We start from the raw sequence: 21,848 nt of genomic DNA, 5'->3' as shown, positions 1-21,848 counted from the left end.
TAATGAAAACGAATTTACTCCACATATTCATAGCTGGTTTAACCCTTGTAACGATCAGCTCTTGTAAAAAACAATTAGATATCACGCCCGAAGGCGCACCTTCAAAAGGTAACTTCTGGAAAACCAGTACCGATGCAGTAAAAGGTGCAAATGCCATGTATGACCTTTATGATGACGAAAACTTCTACGGCCGTGGTTTCTTCTGGTTCATCAATGCAAGTGATGACATGATTACCGGGCGCGTAAAGGCTCAGGGCGATAATGTAAGAGACTTCAACTCTGCTTATATTGGTGGAGATTATACCGAAGGACAATGGAAAATGAGATATGCAACCATTAAAAGAGCTAATGATGTAATCCGTTACGTTCCTGCGATTGAAATGGATGCTAACTTAAAAAAGAGACTAATCGGAGAAGCTTACTTTACCAGCGGATATATGTATTTCCAGTTAGCCTCTAATTATGGTAATGCCAAAGCTGGGGTTCCTATTGTTGGCAGAGCCAATATGGACGATCCTAACCCGACACCAAGAGCAGCAAATGTTAATCTGAATTATGATTATCTGATCAGCGAATTACAGCAGGCAGCAAATTATCTTCCTTATTTTGATCAGCTGGGTGCAGTAGATTATGGGCCTCCGCATAAGGTAGCAGCATGGGCAGTATTATCTAAAGCTTTCTTATATAAAAAAGACTATGCTAATGCAGAAAAATATGCAGATTCTGTTATCAATTTCGGAAAACGTGACCTGATGCCAAACTTTGCTGATGTCTTCAAAGCAACAAACAACTGGGGCCCGGAATATATCTGGTCGGCAGTTTCTACTCCTGCAGGTGCAGGTGGCTGGGGAAGTATCCTTCCGGGTGTAATGCTTGAAAATAAAGGATGGGGAAAATACAATGGCTGGGGCTATTATGTACCAACTAAAGAATTATATGATTCTTATCAGGCAGGTGACATCCGCCGTGAGGCAACCATCTTAAAACCTGGCGATCACTTTATGTTCTTTGGCGAAGACAACGTCTATTCGTCTATCAACAGTTTATCTGGCTTCCAGTTCAGAAAATATATGGACCCGTTTAGTTTTGCCGATCCGGTAGGTAAACATATCAGCCAAAGCGGCGATCACCCGACTCAGATCTAAATCTTCCACTACTACGTTTTGCAGAAGTTTTACTCATTAAAGCAGAAGCGGCGATTATGCAGCGTGGTGCCGGAGCTGGTGATAAAGAATTAAACAGGATTCGTGTACGCGCAAAACTTGCTGCTGTAAACGGAATGACACTGGCTGATCTTAAAAGAGAACGTCGTAGTGAGCTGGCGGGTGAATGGGCAGACAGACACCGTGATATGGTACGCTGGGGAGATGCCGAGGCTGCTTATGCGCAACCTGCACATGGATTCAGCGGAGTTATAGTATGGCCTGCAAGAAGATTTAATCCACAGGTACATGATGTATGGGCTGTTCCACAAAAAGAAATTGATAACAGCGGTGGTGTAATTACACAAAATGCTGGCTGGTAAATGAATAAATTTAAGCACATGAAAAAACTATCGCGTTATTCCTTTTTTGCACTGCTGCTAATGGCTGTGAATGTACAGGCACAACAGTCTTTATCATTTAATTCAGGACATAGCCACAATGATTATAAACAAAATATCCCTTTGCTCCGCGCTTATTATGCGGGCATGGGATCTATTGAAGCCGATGTCTTTTTGAAGAATGGTCAATTATATGTGGCGCATGAATTAAAAGAGATCAAGCCGGAAGCGACACTTTTAAAACAATATCTGGAACCGCTTTACAAGTTGTATAAACAAAACGGGAATCACCCTTATGCTGACCCTAAATTAAAGTTACAACTGGTTATTGATGTTAAAGAAGATTATCAGCATGTTTTACCCCAATTACTGAAAGAATTAAAACCTTTCCAGGATATGGTAAACAAACCGGTTAACCCTGATGCGGTAAGTATCGTGATCAGCGGGGATATGCCAATACCGGATAACTTTAAAAACTATCCTGCTTTGATCTCTTTTGATGGCCGCCCTACAACTGTTTATACAAATGAACAATTGGAGCGGGTAGCCATGATCAGTGAAGATTTAAAGAACTATACGGTTTGGAATGGTAAAGGAACGCCTACAGAGATTGATACAGAGAAGCTGAAAAAGGTAATTGAGGATGCGCATCAAAAAGGTAAGCCTTTTCGCTTCTGGGCAAGCCAGGATAGTCCGAATACCTGGGTAGAACTGGAGAAATTCGGGGTAGACTGGATCAATACTGATGTACCTGAAAAATTGCACGAATTCTATTTACGTAAGGATAAACTGACTTATACGAACCCGGTTGCTTATCCTGTTTATCAGCCGACTTATAAATCGGATGGTTCAAATAAAAAAGTTAAAAACATCATCCTGCTGATTGGTGACGGAATGGGTTTAGCTCAGATTCATGCGGGATGGATTGCTAATCATGGAAACCTGAATATCACGATGCTGCGTAATAGCGGTTTTTCACAAACCGCAGCTGCTAATTCGGGAAATACAGATTCTGCGGCAGGTGGATCGGCTATTGCCATGGGTGAGAAAAAAACAAATAACCGTTATATCGGGATGGGCCCGGATGATAAAAAAAACGACTAACCTGGTAGACACTTTAGCAACTTATGGTTTGAAAAGCGGCATTATCAGTGTTGGCGATATTACCGATGCTACTCCAGCTGTTTTTTATGCACATCAGTTAGATCGTTCTTATAGTGAAGCTATTGCGAAGGATTTTCTGGATAGTCATGTAGATATTCTGGTTGGTTCTAATCAGAAAAGCTTTTTTCAGAATCCGGATGCTGGTTTAATAAAAAAGTTAGAGAACAAAGGTTATACTTTAAATAAATCGCTCTCAGATTTCCAACAAAAAACTAGTGGCAAACAATTGGTTTTATTACCGGATTCGGCAACCCGCCCTGTAAAAGACGGCAGAGGCGATATGCTTGCTCAATCTTTAAAACATACGATCAAGTTGTTATCAGCTAATAAAAAGGGATTTTTTGTAATGACTGAGGGTGCTCAGATTGATTACGGAGGCCATCTAAATGATCTAAAATATGTAGTAACTGAATTACATGATTTTGATAAAACAGTAGCTGAGGCTTTACGTTTTGCAGATCAGGATGGTGAAACGCTGGTTTTAATCACAGCTGACCATGAAACCGGCGGGCTTACTTTACTGGATGCTTCTGCTGCTGAAGGCAGAATTCAGGGAGAGTTCAGTACAAACGATCATACCAATATTATGGTACCTGTTTATGCATACGGTCCGCGTTCTGGTGATTTTACTGGTACTTATTCTAATACTGAAATTTTCAAAAAAATTATGAAATTATTTACAGGCAAGTAACAACCAACTGTTGAAGTTTGTTTATAGCTCATTTTTAAACCGCTCATAAAAGAGACTGTATTTTAAACGATACGGTCTCTTTTATGCCCGGTATTTTTTTTATTTTAGGCCTTCTAAAACAATCCGTAATCGCAGCTAAAATTATTAACATAATGAAAAGAATTCTCTTTATAGCCTTTGGATTAGGCGCAATCTTCTCTGCACAAGCGCAGGAAGCCACTTTAAAACCCATTAAAGTCAATGCTGCTACAGCAGTTAAGAATCAGGGACAATCAGGAACCTGCTGGAATTATTCTGCTACTTCTCTTGTCGAGTCCGAAGAACTGCGTAAAGGATTAGGAGAATTTAATCTTTCTGAAATGTACATTGCACGTAACATCTACGTAGAAAAAGCAAAAAACTATATTTTACGTGAAGGCAAAGCACAGTTTAGTGAAGGTGGCCTTGGTCATGACCTGATCCGTGGTATTTCCCGTTATGGCGCAGTGCCGCAAGAGGCTTTCCAGGGAGTAACCGGTGAGATCCCTGATCACAGAGGTTTAGCAGATACACTTAAAAACTATCTTGATGAAGTATTAAAACACCGTCCTTTAGCTGCAAACTGGTTAAAGGGTTTTGAGCAGATCCTGAATCAGAAAATTGGTAATCCGCCAGCGAATTTTGATTATAAAGGAAAAAACTATACCCCACAGACTTTTGCTAAAGAAGTACTAAAGTTTGACGCGAATGACTATGTAAACATCACGTCGTTTACACATCATCCTTATTATGCTCCGTTCATTCTGGAAGCTCCTGATAATTTTGCAAACGGATCTTTTTACAACCTGCCTCTGGAAGAAATGATTAATATGACTAAAACAGCTGTAAAAGACGGATATACTGTCATGTGGGATGCAGATGTGAGCAATAAAAACTTCCAGCAGAAAAAAGGTTATGCGATCTTATTTGCAGATACTGCTGATGCTAAATTACCTGTATTGAATCCGGCTATAAAAGAAAAGACTTATACTCCTGAATTGCGTCAGCAGCTATATGAAGATTTAACTACACAGGATGATCACTTAATGCACCTTATTGGTCTGGAGCAATCAGCAGATGGAAAATACTTTTTTAAAGTTAAAAACTCATGGGGTGAAGTAGGCCCGTTCAAGGGCTATATACAAGTTTCTGAACCTTATTTTGCCATTAACACGGTTAGCCTTGTACTGCCAAAAAAGCACTAACTAAAGAAAGAAGAAAAAGAAAAACTGGGATTATAAAATCCTCACGAATAAGAAATGGCTGTACTTTTTAAGATACAGCCATTTTTTTTATATATAGACTTTCTCAATCTTCGACAGGTTTCGCAGTTTCAACTGGTGCATCAGGATCAAGTTCGACACATCCTTCTTTATCTTTTCTTGCAAATAATATAGGATAAAGAAAAAGAAGTGCGCCCAGCATCAGGAATAAGCCGGATGTTTCCAGCACATATTTGCTCCATACAACCCCGTTAGCACTCAGAATGATATAAGCGACAAGCGCGATTATAGCTAGAATTATGGCGATTACCGCCCTTTGAAGTTTCATTACTTTGATCATAACTTTGAGATTGATGTTGTTAATTTATGTCAGTTAAAAAACTGTTTAAGTATGATCATCAAAAACCAAACCAATTTAAGTTTTTGAAGATCAATGTATTTCCTTTATATCTACCTTTTTTTAATTCTTAATACTTAACTTTGCATCCTCATTTTTTTTAAGATATGGATTGATGTATAGGGAATTTAAACAATTAGAACTACCTAAGATAGGCGAAGAGATACTGGAGTTTTGGAAGGCAGAAAATATATTTGAAAAAAGTATTTCTTCTCGTCCGAAGTCCAACCCATTTACTTTTTATGAAGGCCCGCCTTCAGCTAACGGCATGCCTGGTATTCACCATGTCATGGCTCGTGCTATTAAAGATATTTTCTGTCGTTACAAAAACCCTTAAAGGCTTCCAGGTGAAACGTAAAGGTGGATGGGATACACATGGTTTACCTATTGAGCTTGCTGTAGAAAAGAAACTGGGTATCACTAAAGTTGATATCGGGGTTAAAATCACTGTTGAAGAATACAATGCGGCGTGCCGTGAAGAAGTAATGCGTTATACCGATATATGGAATGACCTTACTGAGAAAATGGGTTACTGGGTAGACCTGGAGAAACCTTATATCACTTACGAAAACGAATATATTGAGTCTCTTTGGTGGATCTTAAAAGACCTTTTATGATAAAGGGCTTTTATACAAAGGATATACAGTACAGCCGTATTCTCCTGCTGCGGGAACGGGCTTAAGTTCACATGAACTAAACCAGCCAGGTACGTATAAAATGCTGAAAGATACTTCGATCACTGCACAGTTCGCTATTAAAAAAGAGCAGCAGCACCCGGCAATGTCTTTATTATTTGAAAACGATACAGAAGAAACAGCCTTTATTGCATGGACAACTACACCATGGACTTTACCGTCGAATGGTGCACTAGCAGTTGGCTCGAAAATAAATTATGTAAAAGTTAAGACTTTCAATCAATATACTTTCCTGCCTGTTAGTGTAATATTAGCTAAAGACCTGGTTGGAAAACATTTCAAAGCTGAGGCTAAAGACCTTTCTTTTGAAGATTACAAAGGTGGTGACAAACTGATTCCGTGGACGATCACAGCTGAGTTTACAGGTAAAGACCTTGTTGGTTTGAACTATCACCAGCTGATGCCTTATGTGACTAATGCCGAATTAGAAGCAAAGGCTTTCCGTGTGATACCTGCAGATTACGTGACCACAGAAGATGGTACTGGTATCGTGCATCTTGCCGCTGTATTCGGAGCGGACGATTTTCGTGTAGTAAAAGAAAATGACATGCCTTATGTCATGGTTAAAGATGAACAGGGCAATGAACTTCCTTTAGTGAATAAACAGGGTAAATTTGTGGACGAAGTCACTGATTTTGCCGGTTATTATGTAAAAGAAGAATACTATAGTGATGAGGAACGTAAAGCGGCTGATTTCAAGCCTACGGACGTCCTGATTGCAATTAAACTGAAAGAAGACAACAAAGCATTTGACGTAAAAAAATACGAACACAGCTATCCGCATTGCTGGAGAACTGACAAACCTATTTTATATTACCCTCTTGACAGCTGGTTTATTAAAACAACTGCTGTTAAAGATAAAATGGTAGCATTGAATAAAACTATTAACTGGAAACCGGAAGCTACAGGAACAGGCCGTTTTGGAAACTGGCTGGAAAACCTGGTAGACTGGAATTTATCACGCTCCCGTTATTGGGGAACTCCTTTACCAATCTGGAGAACTCAGGATGGAACGGAAGAAAAATGTATCGGCTCTATCGCTGAACTGAATGCAGAGATCAAAAAATCTGTTGACGCTGGTTTCATGGAAGCTGCTTTTGAATTGAAAGATATGCACCGTCCTTTTGTGGATGATGTCATCTTAACTTCTTCAAAAGGTGAGAAAATGACCCGCGAACTGGATCTGATTGATGTATGGTTTGATAGTGGTGCAATGCCTTATGCACAATGGCATTTCCCTTTTGAAAATAAAGAAGAGTTTGAAAATGCTTATCCTGCAGATTTTATCGCTGAAGGTGTAGATCAGACACGCGGATGGTTCTTTACTTTACATGCGATTGCCGTCATGTTAAGCGAAACCAGCGACGAGATCAAAGCGATCAATGAGCGTATCGGCAATAAAGGTATTGCTTATAAAAATGTAGTTTCCAATGGATTGGTACTGGATAAAAACGGCAACAAAATGTCTAAGCGTTTAGGCAATGGCGTTGACCCTTTCCATACCATCGATACTTACAGTGCTGATGCAACCAGATGGTATATGATCAGTAATGCATCTCCATGGGACAACCTGAAGTTCAATACCGAAGGTCTGGATGAAGTAAGACGTAAGTTCTTTGGTACACTGTATAACACTTATGCTTTCTTCGCTTTATATGCGAATATCGATAAGTTTGAGATTGACGAAAGCAATGAAACGCCTGTAAAAGATCGTTCTGAACTGGACAGATGGATTTTATCGCTGTTACAGAACCTGATCAATGAGGTGGATGAAAGTTATAATACTTATGAGCCAACGAAAGCAGCGAGAGCTATTCAGACTTTTGTAGATGAGCATTTAAGTAACTGGTATATCCGTTTGTCACGCCGCCGCTTCTGGAAAGGAGAAATGACTGACGATAAAAAGGCTGCTTAGAGACGCTGTACACTTGTTTAATGAGTGTATCTCAGTTAATGTCTCCGGTTGCTCCTTTCTTTGCAGATTGGTTATACCAGAACTTATCAGTCAATAAAAAAACTGCAGAACAGTCTGTACATTTGAGTTTGTGGAAAGAAGGTGATACTTCACTGATTGATACAGAATTAAATGAGCGCATGGAACTGGCACAGAATATTTCTTCAATGGCCCTTTCGTTAAGAAAGAAATCAAGTATCAATGTACGTCAGCCTCTGGCCAAAATATTAGTACCGGTACTGGACAAAACTTTCAAAGAGAGAGTGGAACTTGTTAAAGAAATTATCCTGTCAGAAACGAATATCAAGGATATTGAATATATTACTGACGCGGCTGGTTTCATCAAGAAAAAGATCAAACCTAATTTCAAGGCTCTTGGGCCAAAGGTTGGTAAAGATATGAAATCGGTGGCTGAGACAATTACCGGCATGAGTCAGGAAGATTTAAGCAAATTTGAAGCAGAAGGTTCTTATCTTGTGCCGGAGACGAGCTATGTGATTTTGCTGGAAGATGTTGAAATCATTGCTGAAGACATCCCTGGGTGGCAAGTAACAAATCTTGGTAACCTTACTGTTGCTCTTGACGTTACCATAACTGAAGAGTTAAAAGAGGAAGGTTTATCACGTGAATTGATCAACAGAATCCAGAATTTAAGAAAAGAACTTAATTTTGAAGTGACTGATCGCATTACCGTGAGTTTACAAAATCATAATTTGATCTCCGGCGCGGTAGCACAGAATAAAACATACATTTGCGCTGAAATATTGGCGGATGATATTAATTTGATAACTAATTTAGATAAAGGAAACAAAATCGTAATCGATGAAGTTGAACTGCTGATTCTGATTGCAAAACAATAATTAATATGGAAAAACCTACAAAAACCCGTTACTCAGATAACGAGCTACAAGAATTCAAAGAACTGATCCAGGATAAACTGCGTATGGCGAGAGAGAGAGGAATTTCTCAACTTAACGAATTCTTTAAGCAGCCCGAACTCTAATGGTACTGAAGATACTTCAGGTACTTACAAGACTTTGGAAGATGGGTCAGCCACGTTGGAAAAAGAACAATTAAATCAATTAGCTGCACGTCAGAAAAAATTCATCGAGAATTTAGAGGCTGCACTGGTACGTATAGAAAACAAAACTTATGGCATCTGCCGTGAAACTGGTAAACTAATCCAGAAAGAACGTTTACGCGCTGTACCTCATGCAACTTTAAGCATGGAAGCAAAATTGAAGCAAGCATAATGAAAGGCTATTCTAAACCTTTGCTGGTTATCTTCCTTGTCCTCCTTGTGGATCAGGTGTTGAAAACCTGGATTAAAACTAATATGTATATCGGCCAGGAATTCAAGATTATTGGAAACTGGTTCATTATACATTTTACGGAGAATAATGGAATGGCCTTCGGAATGGAATTTGGTGGTGAATTTGGGAAACTGGCTTTATCATTATTCAGAATAGCTGCGGTTGCAGCGATTGCAGCGATCGGATATGGTCTGTACTACCTGGTTAAACACAAATATCACAGAGGACTGGTATTGAATGTGGCATTGATCTTTGCCGGTGCATTGGGGAACATTATTGACTCTGTTGCTTATGGTAAGATATACGGCTATTCATCGCTGTTTCATGGCCGCGTAGTGGATATGTTCTACTTTCCGATAATGGAGGGCGTCTTTCCTAAATGGGTGCCTGTATGGGGCGGGGAAGACTACATTTTCTTCAGACCGGTTTTTAACGTCGCGGATGCTGCCATATCTGTTGGGGTAATCGCTATTCTTATCTTCCAGAAAAAATATTTCAAGGAAGAGGTTAAGGAAGAGATTGGGCCAAATAATGAGGTAGTAGAAGACTAGCTGATTTTAATTCATTTAAAAGGCTTTCTCGAAAGAGGAGGCCTTTTTTTGTGCTGAAGGACGGGGATCAAAAACAGTGTGTATAGTTTTCTGGCTACGTTCCCTCTGCGAGGGCCCTGATGCCAGAAAACTATACACACTGTTTTTGATTTCACGTCTGGGGATTGCTTTATAAAAAACTCCTCTTTCGTGAAAGATATTTTTCATGAAAATGCAGCTGGTTTGTTTGTTGGTTGATGTAAAAATGACAGAGTGGCTTGCTGAGTGGAGTGCCGGTTGAATTTGATTGAATGACCAGACAAATAATAATAATCAATTGTGAATGAATTATTGGAAGATCATCAGCCTGCAATACGATCCACCGAGGCGTAAAGGGGCTCATTCTCAGGTGTTTTTTATGAAAAAAAATAAATAAAGGCTTGCTCCGGGAATATTCTTAATTTGCAGGAAATTAAAATTCCTGCATTTTTGTTATGGAATCGGCATGGTTTTTACATCTAATCTGTAAATACACACAAATTGAACATTATTATGAGAAAGTTATTATTATTTGCCTTTGTTACTTTAATCAGTGTTAGCGCTATGGCCCAACAAGTAGATTTACGCAAAAGATCACCGTTAGCGGAACCGCTGAAACGGAAGTTACTCCGGATATTATTTACTTGAGCATCTCGCTGAAGGAATATCTGAAAGATGGTAACAGCAAAAAGAAAGTTGATATTACTGATCTTGAAAAACAGTTATACAACGCGATACAATCTGCTGGAATCGCCAAAGAAAATTTAATGATCAACAGCTTATCGAGCTTCAATACTGCTCCTGAGAAAAAGAAAAATCCTGATTTCTTAGTAAGCAAACAATACCGCCTTAAGGTTACTGACCTTAACAAATGGAACGAAATCATTGGTTCAGTAGATCCTAAAGGTGTAGCTTATACAAATATTGATAGCTACGATTACTCTAAAATTGAAGCTTTAAAGAAAGAATTAAAAATTAAAGCACTACAGGCTGCAAAAACAAAAGCAACTTATTTAGTTGAAGCTTTAGGAAACCAGTTAGGTGGTGTAATTGATATTCAGGAACAAAATAATGAAAACTATCCTATCCTGTTTACCGTGCAAGCGGTATGATGATGAAATCTGCTATGGCAGAAGATTCTGCTGGTAGTGCTCCTGAGATTGACTTCAAAAAAATTAAGTTAAGCTATGTGATGAACACAGTTTTCGAAATTAAATAATGACTACTACTGTATACATTTCATGTGAATGAATCGTATACAGCTTATGAATACGACTGCTAGTGCTTCAGCTAAATAGCTATCAATCAAACACTAATACTATTCAAACGAAACCTACCAACAATTTGGTAGGTTTTTTGTTATGCTGTTAATCTGTCAAACCCACTCAATTTAAATTTATAACCATGAAAAAATTAATCTACTCTTTTCTGCTAATCTTTGTCTTAGGATTAAGTGCTAACACTGTCTCTGCTGCCACAGTTAAAGACAAAGTTGAAATGACTACTGAACAAAAAGTTCAGTTAGAAAGAATTACTAACAGGGTTGAAGAAATCAGAGCAATGGATAAGTCTAATCTATCCAGAGCAGAGAAAAAGAGAATTGCGCAAGGAACTTAGAACAATGAAAAAACAAGCCCGCGCTATGGGTGGAGGTGTCTATCTTTCTGTTGGTGCAATTATCATCATTATCTTATTATTGATCCTGATCTTGTAATCAAACACAAGACAAACTCACATAAAAAAGCTGATATTCCTGAAAGGAGCATCAGCTTTTTTTATTGCTTATAACTTCTAAGGATTAATCTATACGGTCAAATCCTGTATATTTCACTAAAACCTCAGGGATGTTAATCCCGTCTTCTGTCTGATAGTTTTCCAGAATAGCTGCTACAATACGTGGTAAAGCTAATGCACTACCGTTTAAAGTATGTGCCAATTGTGTTTTCCCTGTATTTCCTTTGAATCTTAATTTCAAACGGTTAGTCTGAAAAGATTCGAAGTTAGAAACAGAAGAAACTTCAAGCCAGCGCTGCTGTGCTGCACTCCACACTTCCATATCGTAAGTCATTGCCGAAGTAAAGCCCATATCACCACCCACAAACGCAATACGCGGAAATGTAAACCAAGATCCTTTAAAAGATCTTGCACATAAGCACTCATCTCTTCCAGAACCTCGTATGATTTATCCGGGTGTACAACCTGTACCAGCTCTACCTTATCAAATTGATGCAGTCTGTTTAAACCACGTACATGCGCGCCGTATGATCCTGCTTCACGGCGGAAACAGGGCGTATAAGCTGTATTTTTAACTGGTAATTCTTCTTCTTTTAAAATGACATCCCGGTAAAGGTTAGTCACAGGAACTTCGGCAGTAGGGATCAGGTAAAGATTATCTACTGTAGAATGATACATCTGGCCTTCTTTATCAGGTAACTGTCCTGTTCCAAAACCAGAAGCTTCGTTGATCATCAAAGGCACCTGCATTTCTCTGTAACCCTGCTCTGTAGCACGGTCTAAGAAGAAATTAATCAGGGCACGCTGTAAACGTGCTCCTTTACCTTTATATACTGGAAAACCTGCACCGGTAATTTTAGTACCCAGTTCAAAATCTATAATGTCATATTTCGCAGTCAGTTCCCAGTGTGGTAAAGCTTTACCATGTAGTTCTGCCGGAGCTCCATGTGTCAATACAACCTCGTTTTCTTCTGGTGTAGCACCCGCAGGAACCAACTCCCCGGGTAAATTAGGTAATTGTACTAATGCATTGTATAAATGCTGTTCTACCACATTCAATTGGTCAGACAGCGTTTTGATATGTTCTTTGTTAGAAGTAGTCTCTGCTTTAACTGCCTCAGCCTCCTCTTTTTTACCATTTCGCATCAGTTCACCAACTTGTTTGGCATTGGCATTGGCGATAGCGGATAGGTTATCCAGCGAAGTTTGAGTCTGTCTGCGTTCTTCATCTAATTTGATAATTTCATCAACCAGTTCAGGTTGCTTGAAATTACGGACGCCTAAGCGTTCTAAAACTTTCTCTCTATTTTCGCGGATATAGTTAACTTGCAGCATTATTTAATTTTTTTAACAAATATAACAAGAGTTTGGAGAATATTATGGGCGGTAAACTATTTCTGGTTCCTACACCAATCGGTAATCTTGAAGATATGACTTTCAGGGCTGTCCGCGTTTTAAAGGAAGCAGATGTTATTCTGGCAGAAGATACCCGTACAAGTGCCCCTTTACTGAAGCATTTTGGCATTGATAAAAAGGCCTACTCACATCATCAGCATAATGAGCATAAGGCTACTTCAGAGATTATCAAATTTCTAAAGGAAGGTAAAAATGTAGCACTAATCTCGGATGCAGGAACACCTGCAATCTCCGATCCCGGCTTTTTCCTGGTCAGAGAAGTGTTAAAAAATGATTTACCTGTAGAATGCTTACCGGGTGCAACTGCCTTCGTACCGGCATTGGTCAACTCTGGCTTACCAACAGATGCATTCGTATTTGAAGGTTTCCTGCCTGTTAAAAAAGGCAGACAAACCCGTATGAAGAAACTTGCGGACGAAGAAAGAACAATCGTCCTTTATGAGAGCCGCACCGCTTATTAAAAACACTCGAAGAGTTTGCCCAGTTTTTTGGTGAGGAAAGACAAGCTTCCGTAAGCAGGGAATTGACTAAAATGTATGAAGAAACTGTTAGAGGAACATTAGTAGAAATAAAAAAAAACGCACTTTGAAAACAATATCCTTAAGGGCGAGTTTGTTATTTGTGTGGCTGGTAAAGAAGAAACTAAAAAGGAAAAACGCTCTTACGAAAAGGACTAAGAGCTTAAAATAAAACAATATGATTTTAATAGATAGATTTTTGAGCGATGAGCAAGATCCTAAAGCTGTTGAAAAAGTTTTAGGTAAGCTGAATGACATGTTAACGACCAATGAAGAGCTGATCTACCTTGCGGTACAAAAAAGACCCGCAGTAAATCTTCTTCCTGATTGTATTGTAGTCAGTAATAAACGCATTTTTTATTGTGAGCCCGCAAACTTTGGTATCACGATGAACTTCAAGGACATCTCCTGGAAAAGCATTAAAGAAAGTAGTATCCTTCAAAGAAGAGATCTTCGGTTCTAAATTCATTTGTGTACCGCAGCATGGAGAGAACATCATTACAGAATACATCCCTAAAGTACAAGCCAGAAAATTATATCAGGCAGCATACGAGCAGTTAGAAGCTTATAAAGAACAACTAAGACAGGCCGAGCTTGAAGATAAAAGAGCACAGCAGCCAGCTCCTGCAGTTCCAGTTATAGAAACCATAGTTCCGGAAAGCATTCCAGCAGAAGAACCAGTAGTTGAAGCTTATGTCCCACCTGTACCAGTGGAAGAGCCAGAGGATGAGACTACCCTGAAATTAAGGAAGCTAAAAACTTTATACGATAAACAACTAATTACCCAGGCTGAATACGAGGCTAAAAAAGCCGACATCCTGGATACTTTTTAAGCTCATACCCTATCCATGAAAGCGATACAAACCTACCTGCTTGCCCTATTAAGTGCATTTTTACTATGGCTGGCATGGCCACCGCATACCTTTGCAGCTCCCCTTTTACTTGTCGGTTTTGTACCTTTGTTTATCGCACTCGATCACATCATTGCTAAAGGAGAAAAAAAAAAAAACAGGTAAAAAGGTTTTCCTGACTGCAGGCTTAACCTTTCTGGTTTGGAATACCGCTTGCATCTATTGGGTATACAATGCCATAAGTGCCTATAACAATCCCGCTGTCGCCATGGTAATCTCTCTGATCCCTTATGGACTCGGAGCCCTACTGATGACTTTCGCTTTCTGGCTTTATTACCGTTTCAGCACTATCGTGCATCACAAACGTATTGCTTACCTGGCTTTAGTCAGCTTTTGGATAGGCATGGAATACCTCCACGCCACCTGGGATCTTGCCTTCCCGTGGATGACCCTGGGTAACGGACTTGCCGGCATGCATCAGCTAGCCCAATGGTATGAATCAACCGGAGTCTACGGCGGCTCCATCTGGATATTAGTCAGTAATATTCTTGCATTTGAAGCTTACAAAAGCTTTAAAGCAAACACACCGTACTACCTTAAAATCAGACCTGCTCTTGGCTGGCTGATCTTTCTGATTGTACCCGCTGGAATTTCTCTTGTCAAATACTATGGTTATAAAGAAAAAAACCTGCCCATCAACGTAGTTGTGGTACAACCTAACATTGATCCCTACGAAAAAATGGGAGGTATCACCCCTGCTGACCAGTTGAAAACCCTTATCCATTTATCAGACTCCGTAGCACAGGTCAACACCGAATACTTCATATGGCCGGAAACCGCTATACCAAGCTACGCTAACGAAGATCGCATTCGCAGTACCTCAGAATACATGACCGCCCTATCCTTCCTGAATAAATACAAAAACGGAACCCTGATTACAGGAATAGAAAGTCTTAAATTCTACAACGATAAAAGTACTATTTCGGCCAAATTCGATCCTAACAACAACCAATACTTTGACAACTACAACTCAGCCATGCAGGTTGAGAACTCAGCAAATGTTCAATTCTATCATAAATCAAAACTGGTCCCTGGTGTGTAGAGAAAATGCCCTTTCCAAAAGCCTTATCCTTCCTTGCTCCTGTTTTCGCGGGCCTTGGCGGTACTGTTTCCGGCTGGGGATGGCAGGAGAATCCTGGTGTCTTCTACTCCCAGAATGGTGTAGGCGTAGCTCCGGTTATCTGCTATGAATCCCTTTGGGGAAGCTGGATTGGCGAATCCGTTAAAAACGGCGCTCAGCTCATCGCTATCATCACTAATGATGGCTGGTGGGGTAACACCTCCGGCAAAGACCAGCATTTTCTATACGCTAAGCTTAGAGCCATAGAAACCCGCAGATGGGTAGTCCGTTCTGCCAACACCGGAATCTCAGGCTTTATCAATCAGCGCGGGGATATTGTCAAACAATCTAAGTGGTGGACACGTGACGCCCTGAAAATGGATGTGAATCTAAACGATCAGCTTACCCTTTATGTAAAAAGCGGAGATATCATTGCTCAGCTCCTGAGTATCATTGGTATCGTACTCGCTTTGTTTATCCCTTACAAGACCTTCTTCAAAAAGAAGAAAGCAAAGCTATAAGCAAACGTAATAGCTTTAACTTCATAAAATCAGTATAAAAAAAGGTGTCCAACATGGGCACCTTTTTTTTATATTTCTTCATCTTTTCTAATTCTCTTCCTTTAGTTCAGGGGGATTATTCCTGCCTTTTAGTCCCAATTGCCGACATATGTTTCAATAACAGCACACCTAATGAAAGTACGAGTAAAATCACACTGGTCAAAGGGATTTGATGGATCCCTATTTTTGCTATCGTCAGGCCACCCACAGTAGACCCGATGGTGACTGCCAGATTTCCACAGGAAGTAAAAATACTATTTACAAATTCCGGGGCCTCAGTGGTAGATGAAGTTACCGTTACATTGCTGATCAAAAATCCTCCCGTATGGATTAAGCCCCAGAAACAAACCATAATAACCATAGCAACGAAATCACCACCAAAGCAAAACAAAAGCAGGTGGATGACCATCACAGAACAATAAAGACCAATGTAGTCCTATTGATATTCTTACTTAAATATTTACCTGCCAGCCAGTTTCCTCCGACACCAGTAACACCAAAAAGCAAAAGCATCAGGCTGATTTGCCCACCCTTCATTAACGTAATCCGTTCTAAATATGCCGCCATATAGCCATAAGTCGCGTACATAGCTGAAATCATTAAACAGGCAAGCAGAAGATTGATCCATAAGATCCTTTTTCTGAAAATATTCAGGTGTCCGGTCATATCATTTTTTACCGGGTTGGGAATAGGTGGTAAAAGCCACAACAATCCCACAAAAGAAATGGCATTTATAAATGCTGATAAAATAAAGGAGGCTTGCCAGTTAAAAATATTGGCCATAAAAGTAGCCAGAGGGATGCCAAAAACGCTCGCAATGGTAAAACCCGAAAACACAATACTTACCGCCTTAGGTGATTGTTCTGCCGGTACAGAACTAGCCGCTGTTGCCAGCCCGATGGACCAAAAAAACAGGATGCAGAAATGCAGGCAGGATCCTGGCGATCAACAAGACATTAAAAGAAGGAGAAAGAGCCGACATGATATTAGACAGCGTAAAAACAGCCAGCACCAACGCCAGGATTTTCTTCCGGTCAAAACGGGAAACCGCCATCATCATAAAAGGTCCAAACACCGCTATAATCAAGGCAAAGGCGCTCAGTAACCAACCCGCCTTATCAATGCTAACATGAAAAGCAGAAGATATCTGAGGTAAAATCCCAATTACGCCAAACTCCGTTGTGGCAAGGCCGAAAATACCCAGGGCAAGTACATAAAGTGTTCGTTTCATAATTTTTCGTTGCTGTTATTTTTGTGCAAATTTGCCAAACAAACAAGCTTTCTTTACCGTACAAACCTTTATGTATGACACTTTCCTTTAGGAAAGTATAAAACAAAAACACGCATTATGCCCGAATTTTTCCACGATAAAAAACTATACTACACTCCCATCGAATTTGCCCTGAGCCACATAGGTGGAACATGGAAAATGCCCATTCTCTGGCGCTTGCATAACAATGTCTTAAGATTTGGTGAACTAAAAAAAGACATCCCCCATATCACCGACAAGGTACTTACCAGCCAATTAAGAGATCTCGAAGAAAAAGGGCTAATCGAACGAAAAGTTTACCCTGTTGTCCCTTCCAAAGTAGAGTACAGCATCACAGAAAAAGGCTTAAAGGCAATCCCTATTATCGAAACGATCATGAAGTATGGTTACGAACTGATCCTGGAAGAAGGCATTGAGTATCCGCCTAAATTACCATAATCTAAATCGGCATCATGCCCAAATAAAGGAACCTTGAGTAATTTTCCCGATAAAAATAAGGAAGCATGAAACAGTAGTGAGTCATCCCAGAAATAAGCTGTTATACCCTTAAAAATTAACAGATCTTTGGGTCACTCTAATCCGGAAGCATTAACTGGTCTACGGGGATCCGTTCCCTTTGTGGGAACATTGGATCTTTATTCGTAATTCTTCCATCTCCACTTTGGTAAACAGTTCGGTTACACCGTAGTCGTGCCATAGATGGGACAATGGTGTGATGAAATGATCCTGAAAGTCTTTAGCAGATAGATTTTTGATATAATCCTTGTCATGGGGTACAGCCTTTGCCAGGTGGCCACTCTCCCAGGAGTGTTGAAAAAGCACATCCACAAAGTCCCGCTGTACGAAAGGCTCTAAAGAAATCAGAGGAGAAGATGTAACCTTTTCACGCCAGGCATCAAAAGTTAGTTTTAATTTATGCATCACAGCTAAAGCGACCTGCTCGTTAATACCAGGCATTTGTGATTTGTATGCCTCAGCCAGTACACGGGCCCTTGCATTATTGATCTTATCGGCGATAGAGTCTGGCAATTGTTCTGATTTTACACCTTCCTGGGGTCTGCCCTTTTCAAATCGTTCATGTGCATCCCCCAGCACTTTAGCCTGCTCACTACCCTGGTTCGTAGTCATATAAGCCTGGTATTAAAATGCGACATAGCATTCGCCTTCTCTGTCTGAGCTACCCGGTTGCTTTTCAGTATCGCTAACGCATATGGTGTAAACCGTCCTATAAATTCTTCTGAACTAGCACCTTGCAGATAGTCTACTTCCTCCGGGGCAATACTTCGGTCTTCAGCTGGCTTGCCTAATCCAATCTTATCACTGTAAGCAGAAGAGTTTCTAACTAATCCAGCGCCCGAATCTGTCGTCAATATTCGCTGAAAAGGGATCAAGTTGGCTAAAGAGCCTACATTAAGAGAAGGTGAAGGGATTACTTCCGGAAGCGGGCACATTGGCAAACTTACTGGCACAATTGAGGAATTTCCAAAGCCAGAAAGCGGCGGGCATACACCAGGAAGAGGCTTCATACCTGGAGATGGGGGGAGGGTATGCGCTTCAGCACCCGGAATTGAACCTCCAATTGCCTGAACAGCACTAAAAATAGCCAGGTATTTTACCAGGCCCACCATCCCGGCGCTCAATAGGCTCTTCTTTGGCATTTGTTTTTCCTGCGCATCTTCGTCTTCATCTTCGTTGTCATCGTCAGAAATTTGATAGGAAGTACCAAACTTTGCATTCACCTTTTCAAGCAGAAAGTCACCTACATCCTCATAGGTATCAAACGATTTATTTTTCATCTCCCTGCTTTCCAGGTAAGTTTTCATCCATTGTTCGTGATCTTTAGAAACAGGTAACTCTTCCATATAAAATTTCACTTCTTCCCATACCTCTTCATTAGGCAATGGCTTTTTACCTAAATCTGGTATAACCACGAACTGTATAGGCACTGCAGGCAACTGGAGTCCTTTTGTCCCTGCATTTTCATTTATTGAGCTACTTTTCTTAGGAGTATCAATCTTGAGTGAGGTATATTCAGCAGGCATCTTATTGGATGGTTAAAATGAAGACTGGACATTTAGATTAACTGCAATTCATAAAGATTTAAGACATCATAACGAATAATGTATATAATACCAATAAATAAGGCAATAATCATATTGGCATTATTAAATATACGTATAATCTAATCAATCAACAAGTTACCTATTATTCCAGTCAATATAGCAATCCTTAAAAACTACGTCGCCAAATTAGCAATCCAACAAATAACATAAATCTGCATCATGCCCAAATGAAGGAACCTTCAAAATTTTCCGGATAAAAATAAAGAAGGGTACTAGTTTTCTGACATCGTTCATAATTCATGAACGCGGACAGAAAACTAGTACCCTTCTTTATTTTACCGAAGAATTCGCTTAACGGTGGATGAAACCTTAAGCGAGGTACTTCCCTACAATCGGCATCCTTCTCCCGCTGCCAAAAGCTTTCGGAGAAACCCTCAGAATCGGTGGAGTCTGGTACCTCTTAAACTCCGCACCATTCACCATTTTAATAATCCTTCTCACTAACCCCTCCTCATAACCCATCTTTATAATATCCTTCGATGTTTTTTTTCGATGTTTTTTTCAGTTCAATAAACTGGAAAAATCGTCGTATCTAGCGTATCATAGTCCGGCAGCGAATCAGAATCCTTTTGCCCTGGTCTTAACTCCGCCGAAGGCGGCTTAACAATAGTATTTTCCGGAATAACCTCTCCATCCTTATTAATATAATGTGCAAGCTCATAAATCTGCGTCTTGTAAACATCCCCAATCACCCCAATCGCACCGCACATATCACCATACAAAGTTCCATATCCTACTGCACATTCACTTTTATTAGAAGTATTCAATAAAATATAGCCAAACTTATTAGACATCGCCATAACCACAATCCCCCTGCTTCTTGCCTGGATATTCTCTTCCGTCAAATTAAAAGGGAGTCCTTTAAACGCACCTGCCATCATGCTATCAAAAGCATCTGCCGCTTCCGCAATAGAGATAATTTCATGCTGACAACCAAAGTTCTCCACTAAATCAAGCGCATCCTTAATAGAATGATCCGAAGAATACTTGCTTGGCATTAATACAGCCATTACATTCTCCGGCCCTAAAGCGCGGCAAGCCAACGCACAAACTATCGCAGAATCTATTCCACCTGACAAACCTAACACCGCTTTCGAAAATCCAGACTTTACAAAATAATCCTGAATCCCTAATACAAGTGCATCATGGATTTGAGCGATATCAGACACAGGTCTATGCTCTGAAGGAGTGTATCCTTCAATCTTCCCTTTAACAAGCGTATAAGTCTTTAATTGCTCCTTAAAGTAATCCATCTCATCCAGCATGTCCCCATCCTGATCAAACACCATAGAGCCACCATCAAAAATGATTTCCGTCTGAGCACCAACCTGGTTCACATATAACAAAGGCAGGTTATATTTCTTCGCATTATCAGCCAGTACAACCCTGCGTTCATCATCGTGCTGATAAGAAAACGGAGAAGCCGCAATATTGATCATCACATCAGGATTCTCCTGAATCAGTGCATCCATTGGATTAGAAACATATAGCGGATTATTGTTAATATTCCACAGATCCTCACAAATCGTTAGCGCAATCTTTACCCCTTTAAAATCAATACATTCAAAAGATGTAGCAGGTTCAAAATAGCGATATTCATCAAAAACATCATAATTAGGCAACAGCGCTTTTCTCGCAATCGATTTAATCTGCTTATCTTCTATGAAGTAAGCCGCATTATATAAGTCTTTACCTGCAATCTGCTCATTTCTAACCGGCAGACCAACAATACAAGCTATTCCCGTACAATGTTCAGCGATCTCTTTCCCCGCATCCTCACATAAAGAAATAAACTCTTCAAATTCCAGGAAATCACGTGGCGGATAACCACAAACTGCCAGCTCTGCGAATACAACAAGGTCTGCTCCATCGGCCTTTGCCAGTTTAATATGGTCTATTATTTTTTTTGTGTTGCTTTCAAAATTACCAATATGGTAATTGAGCTGCGCTAATGTTATCTTCATAATCTGCTAAAAGAATACCCCGAAATTTAAACCTACATAATGACTGCGTACAGACCTGCCTGATGCAGAAGAAAATATCAGTAAATCCATTGTTAAATGTTAACCCTGTAGTTACACTTGTGTTTTTTGCCACATCATATTCCAGTCCTGCGCCAACAATCAGACCAGCACGATAAAAGTTAGTGTCTTTTTTGATATGCTGATCCTTTACAATGCTTTTTCCAGCAACTGAAACATCCTGTCTCGCACTGATATTAAAGCCATTGGAAAGACCAAATTGTCCGTACCAGCGCACGTCCCCTATTTTATCCGTCTTCAGCTTCAGCGTTAAAGGAATCTCAATATACTGCATTTTATATTTCAAATCGTACAGCGTAGGGTTCGGATATGCCGCAGCATCATAATAAGGACTTGGGTTAATCTCTGATGTTTTACCATTGATACTGGTAATTGTCAATCCTGTAGCAAAGCTATAATTCTCTGCGAAATTGAAATCAGCCATTAAACCATAAGAAAAACCAAGACTGAATCCGTTGCCTTTACCATTCTCAGGTTTAGCCCATCCAAAAAAGGATGTGCTGTTAAGCCCAATCTAAAGCCATAATAAGGCTCAGGCCCTTGTTGTGCAAAAGCTGTGGCAGTTAAAAATGTCAGTAAAAGTCCGGTTAGTAATTGTTTCATTTGTATCATATTTGTTTGTAATAAGTATTGGAGCACGCTCACAG

At 40.0% G+C, this 21,848-nt stretch carries 22 protein-coding genes and 5 pseudogenes; 18 read left to right on the top strand and 9 right to left on the bottom strand.

Annotated features, from left to right (window positions below; genetic code table 11):
• Positions 1-2: 2 nt before the first annotated feature.
• The 5 genes from ACWYN3_RS31755 to ACWYN3_RS31735 all read left to right on the top strand — a co-directional run bounded on the left by ACWYN3_RS31755 (position 3) and on the right by ACWYN3_RS31735 (position 4,621).
• Positions 3-1,145: a RagB/SusD family nutrient uptake outer membrane protein gene (locus tag ACWYN3_RS31755; RefSeq protein WP_456217847.1), complete on the top strand. Its 1,143-nt coding sequence runs from the start codon at positions 3-5 to the stop codon at positions 1,143-1,145.
• 35 nt (positions 1,146-1,180) lie between these two features.
• On the top strand, positions 1,181-1,525 hold the full coding sequence (locus ACWYN3_RS31750; protein WP_456223225.1) for a RagB/SusD family nutrient uptake outer membrane protein: 345 nt from the start codon (positions 1,181-1,183) through the stop codon (positions 1,523-1,525).
• Positions 1,526-1,543: 18 nt separating this feature from the next.
• Positions 1,544-2,647, top strand: coding sequence for an alkaline phosphatase (locus tag ACWYN3_RS31745; RefSeq protein ID WP_456217846.1), 1,104 nt, complete (start codon positions 1,544-1,546; stop codon positions 2,645-2,647).
• Entirely contained in the window at positions 2,628-3,398 is a 771-nt protein-coding gene (locus ACWYN3_RS31740) for an alkaline phosphatase (RefSeq protein WP_456217845.1), read from the top strand. The genes ACWYN3_RS31745 and ACWYN3_RS31740 overlap by 20 nt, the downstream gene beginning before the upstream one ends.
• 152 nt (positions 3,399-3,550) lie before the next feature.
• A complete protein-coding gene (locus tag ACWYN3_RS31735) occupies positions 3,551-4,621 on the top strand; it encodes a C1 family peptidase (protein WP_456217844.1) in 1,071 nt (356 codons plus the stop codon).
• Between the two features lie 103 nt (positions 4,622-4,724).
• On the opposite strand, the gene ACWYN3_RS31730 is transcribed toward ACWYN3_RS31735, so the two are convergent.
• A complete protein-coding gene (locus tag ACWYN3_RS31730) occupies positions 4,725-4,979 on the bottom strand; it encodes an isoleucyl-tRNA synthetase (protein WP_456217843.1) in 255 nt (84 codons plus the stop codon).
• A gap of 172 nt (positions 4,980-5,151) precedes the next feature.
• Here ACWYN3_RS31730 and ileS point away from each other — a divergent pair.
• From ileS to ACWYN3_RS31705, 5 genes and pseudogenes are all read left to right on the top strand, one after another.
• Positions 5,152-8,545 (top strand): annotated as a pseudogene (ileS, locus tag ACWYN3_RS31725) (isoleucine--tRNA ligase).
• A gap of 5 nt (positions 8,546-8,550) precedes the next feature.
• Positions 8,551-8,938: pseudogene (locus ACWYN3_RS31720) on the top strand (TraR/DksA family transcriptional regulator).
• Positions 8,938-9,549 (top strand): lipoprotein signal peptidase, encoded by a 612-nt coding sequence (locus ACWYN3_RS31715; protein ID WP_456217842.1) that lies wholly within the window; start codon positions 8,938-8,940, stop codon positions 9,547-9,549. Before ACWYN3_RS31720 ends, ACWYN3_RS31715 begins: the two are co-directional and overlap by 1 nt.
• Before the next feature lie 662 nt (positions 9,550-10,211).
• Positions 10,212-10,679, top strand: coding sequence for an SIMPL domain-containing protein (locus ACWYN3_RS31710; RefSeq protein ID WP_456217841.1), 468 nt, complete (start codon positions 10,212-10,214; stop codon positions 10,677-10,679).
• 292 nt (positions 10,680-10,971) lie between these two features.
• The gene (locus tag ACWYN3_RS31705; protein WP_456217840.1) at positions 10,972-11,184 is read left to right on the top strand and encodes a hypothetical protein; all 213 of its coding nucleotides are present in this window, start codon (positions 10,972-10,974) and stop codon (positions 11,182-11,184) included.
• Between the two features lie 181 nt (positions 11,185-11,365).
• Here the strand turns inward: ACWYN3_RS31705 and serS are convergent.
• A pseudogene (serS, locus tag ACWYN3_RS31700) lies at positions 11,366-12,636 on the bottom strand (serine--tRNA ligase).
• Between the two features lie 44 nt (positions 12,637-12,680).
• Between serS and rsmI the strand changes: the two are divergent.
• The 7 genes and pseudogenes from rsmI (at position 12,681) to ACWYN3_RS31665 (ending at position 15,727) form a co-directional block, all read left to right on the top strand.
• Positions 12,681-13,394: pseudogene (rsmI, locus tag ACWYN3_RS31695) on the top strand (16S rRNA (cytidine(1402)-2'-O)-methyltransferase).
• A gap of 19 nt (positions 13,395-13,413) precedes the next feature.
• The gene (locus ACWYN3_RS31690) at positions 13,414-13,698 is read left to right on the top strand and encodes a PH domain-containing protein (protein ID WP_456217839.1); all 285 of its coding nucleotides are present in this window, start codon (positions 13,414-13,416) and stop codon (positions 13,696-13,698) included.
• Positions 13,685-13,735: pseudogene (locus ACWYN3_RS31685) on the top strand (hypothetical protein); the annotation flags it as partial. The gene ACWYN3_RS31690 and the pseudogene ACWYN3_RS31685, both read left to right, overlap by 14 nt.
• Before the next feature lie 210 nt (positions 13,736-13,945).
• Positions 13,946-14,068: an SHOCT domain-containing protein gene (locus ACWYN3_RS31680; RefSeq protein WP_456217838.1), complete on the top strand. Its 123-nt coding sequence runs from the start codon at positions 13,946-13,948 to the stop codon at positions 14,066-14,068.
• A 15-nt stretch (positions 14,069-14,083) separates the two neighbouring features.
• The gene (locus ACWYN3_RS31675) at positions 14,084-14,251 is read left to right on the top strand and encodes a hypothetical protein (protein WP_456217837.1); all 168 of its coding nucleotides are present in this window, start codon (positions 14,084-14,086) and stop codon (positions 14,249-14,251) included.
• Complete coding sequence (locus ACWYN3_RS31670; RefSeq protein ID WP_456217836.1) at positions 14,220-15,188, top strand: hypothetical protein; 969 nt, start codon at positions 14,220-14,222, stop codon at positions 15,186-15,188. The genes ACWYN3_RS31675 and ACWYN3_RS31670 overlap by 32 nt, the downstream gene beginning before the upstream one ends.
• A 5-nt stretch (positions 15,189-15,193) precedes the next feature.
• Positions 15,194-15,727 carry an apolipoprotein N-acyltransferase gene (locus ACWYN3_RS31665; RefSeq protein WP_456217835.1) on the top strand — a complete coding sequence of 178 codons (534 nt, stop codon included), beginning with the start codon at positions 15,194-15,196 and terminating at the stop codon, positions 15,725-15,727.
• 115 nt (positions 15,728-15,842) lie between these two features.
• Here the strand turns inward: ACWYN3_RS31665 and ACWYN3_RS31660 are convergent, their stop codons facing one another.
• Genes ACWYN3_RS31660 through ACWYN3_RS31650 form a run of 3 tightly spaced genes read right to left on the bottom strand, consistent with a single transcriptional unit; the run spans position 15,843 to position 16,997 of the window.
• On the bottom strand, positions 15,843-16,178 hold the full coding sequence (locus ACWYN3_RS31660) for a hypothetical protein (protein ID WP_456217834.1): 336 nt from the start codon (positions 16,176-16,178) through the stop codon (positions 15,843-15,845).
• Positions 16,175-16,660 carry an MFS transporter gene (locus ACWYN3_RS31655; protein WP_456223224.1) on the bottom strand — a complete coding sequence of 162 codons (486 nt, stop codon included), beginning with the start codon at positions 16,658-16,660 and terminating at the stop codon, positions 16,175-16,177. Before ACWYN3_RS31655 ends, ACWYN3_RS31660 begins: the two co-directional genes overlap by 4 nt.
• Positions 16,644-16,997: an MFS transporter gene (locus ACWYN3_RS31650; protein WP_456217833.1), complete on the bottom strand. Its 354-nt coding sequence runs from the start codon at positions 16,995-16,997 to the stop codon at positions 16,644-16,646. Before ACWYN3_RS31650 ends, ACWYN3_RS31655 begins: the two co-directional genes overlap by 17 nt.
• A gap of 117 nt (positions 16,998-17,114) precedes the next feature.
• Between ACWYN3_RS31650 and ACWYN3_RS31645 the strand changes: the two genes are divergently transcribed.
• Positions 17,115-17,474 (top strand): winged helix-turn-helix transcriptional regulator, encoded by a 360-nt coding sequence (locus ACWYN3_RS31645; RefSeq protein WP_456217832.1) that lies wholly within the window; start codon positions 17,115-17,117, stop codon positions 17,472-17,474.
• Positions 17,475-17,633: 159 nt separating this feature from the next.
• Here the strand turns inward: ACWYN3_RS31645 and ACWYN3_RS31640 are convergent, their stop codons facing one another.
• The 4 genes from ACWYN3_RS31640 to ACWYN3_RS31625 all read right to left on the bottom strand — a co-directional run bounded on the left by ACWYN3_RS31640 (position 17,634) and on the right by ACWYN3_RS31625 (position 21,715).
• On the bottom strand, positions 17,634-18,164 hold the full coding sequence (locus tag ACWYN3_RS31640) for a hypothetical protein (RefSeq protein WP_456217831.1): 531 nt from the start codon (positions 18,162-18,164) through the stop codon (positions 17,634-17,636).
• Complete coding sequence (locus tag ACWYN3_RS31635) at positions 18,161-19,078, bottom strand: hypothetical protein (protein ID WP_456217830.1); 918 nt, start codon at positions 19,076-19,078, stop codon at positions 18,161-18,163. The genes ACWYN3_RS31640 and ACWYN3_RS31635 overlap by 4 nt, the downstream gene beginning before the upstream one ends.
• A gap of 587 nt (positions 19,079-19,665) precedes the next feature.
• Complete coding sequence (locus ACWYN3_RS31630) at positions 19,666-21,123, bottom strand: NAD+ synthase (protein ID WP_456217829.1); 1,458 nt, start codon at positions 21,121-21,123, stop codon at positions 19,666-19,668.
• Positions 21,083-21,715 carry a porin family protein gene (locus ACWYN3_RS31625; RefSeq protein ID WP_456223223.1) on the bottom strand — a complete coding sequence of 211 codons (633 nt, stop codon included), beginning with the start codon at positions 21,713-21,715 and terminating at the stop codon, positions 21,083-21,085. The genes ACWYN3_RS31630 and ACWYN3_RS31625 overlap by 41 nt, the downstream gene beginning before the upstream one ends.
• Positions 21,716-21,848 lie beyond the last annotated feature (133 nt).

The organism is Pedobacter sp. NJ-S-72 (genome assembly GCF_053890575.1).
Note: the sequence above shows the minus strand (reverse complement) of the source record. Positions and strands in the feature narration are given on the sequence as shown.

Coding starts and splice junctions, on each gene's coding strand:
- ACWYN3_RS31735 (WP_456217844.1), top strand. CDS start 3,551: ATGAAAAGAATTCTCTTTATAGCCTTTGGATTAGGCGCAATCTTCTCT.
- ACWYN3_RS31640 (WP_456217831.1), bottom strand. CDS start 18,164: ATGACTACGAACCAGGGTAGTGAGCAGGCTAAAGTGCTGGGGGATGCA.
- ACWYN3_RS31755 (WP_456217847.1), top strand. CDS start 3: ATGAAAACGAATTTACTCCACATATTCATAGCTGGTTTAACCCTTGTA.
- ACWYN3_RS31740 (WP_456217845.1), top strand. CDS start 2,628: ATGATAAAAAAAACGACTAACCTGGTAGACACTTTAGCAACTTATGGT.
- ACWYN3_RS31730 (WP_456217843.1), bottom strand. CDS start 4,979: ATGATCAAAGTAATGAAACTTCAAAGGGCGGTAATCGCCATAATTCTA.
- ACWYN3_RS31650 (WP_456217833.1), bottom strand. CDS start 16,997: ATGAAACGAACACTTTATGTACTTGCCCTGGGTATTTTCGGCCTTGCC.
- ACWYN3_RS31635 (WP_456217830.1), bottom strand. CDS start 19,078: ATGCCTGCTGAATATACCTCACTCAAGATTGATACTCCTAAGAAAAGT.
- ACWYN3_RS31705 (WP_456217840.1), top strand. CDS start 10,972: ATGAAAAAATTAATCTACTCTTTTCTGCTAATCTTTGTCTTAGGATTA.
- ACWYN3_RS31745 (WP_456217846.1), top strand. CDS start 1,544: ATGAAAAAACTATCGCGTTATTCCTTTTTTGCACTGCTGCTAATGGCT.
- ACWYN3_RS31690 (WP_456217839.1), top strand. CDS start 13,414: ATGATTTTAATAGATAGATTTTTGAGCGATGAGCAAGATCCTAAAGCT.
- ACWYN3_RS31645 (WP_456217832.1), top strand. CDS start 17,115: ATGCCCGAATTTTTCCACGATAAAAAACTATACTACACTCCCATCGAA.
- ACWYN3_RS31665 (WP_456217835.1), top strand. CDS start 15,194: ATGCCCTTTCCAAAAGCCTTATCCTTCCTTGCTCCTGTTTTCGCGGGC.
- ACWYN3_RS31715 (WP_456217842.1), top strand. CDS start 8,938: ATGAAAGGCTATTCTAAACCTTTGCTGGTTATCTTCCTTGTCCTCCTT.
- ACWYN3_RS31630 (WP_456217829.1), bottom strand. CDS start 21,123: ATGAAGATAACATTAGCGCAGCTCAATTACCATATTGGTAATTTTGAA.
- ACWYN3_RS31675 (WP_456217837.1), top strand. CDS start 14,084: ATGAAAGCGATACAAACCTACCTGCTTGCCCTATTAAGTGCATTTTTA.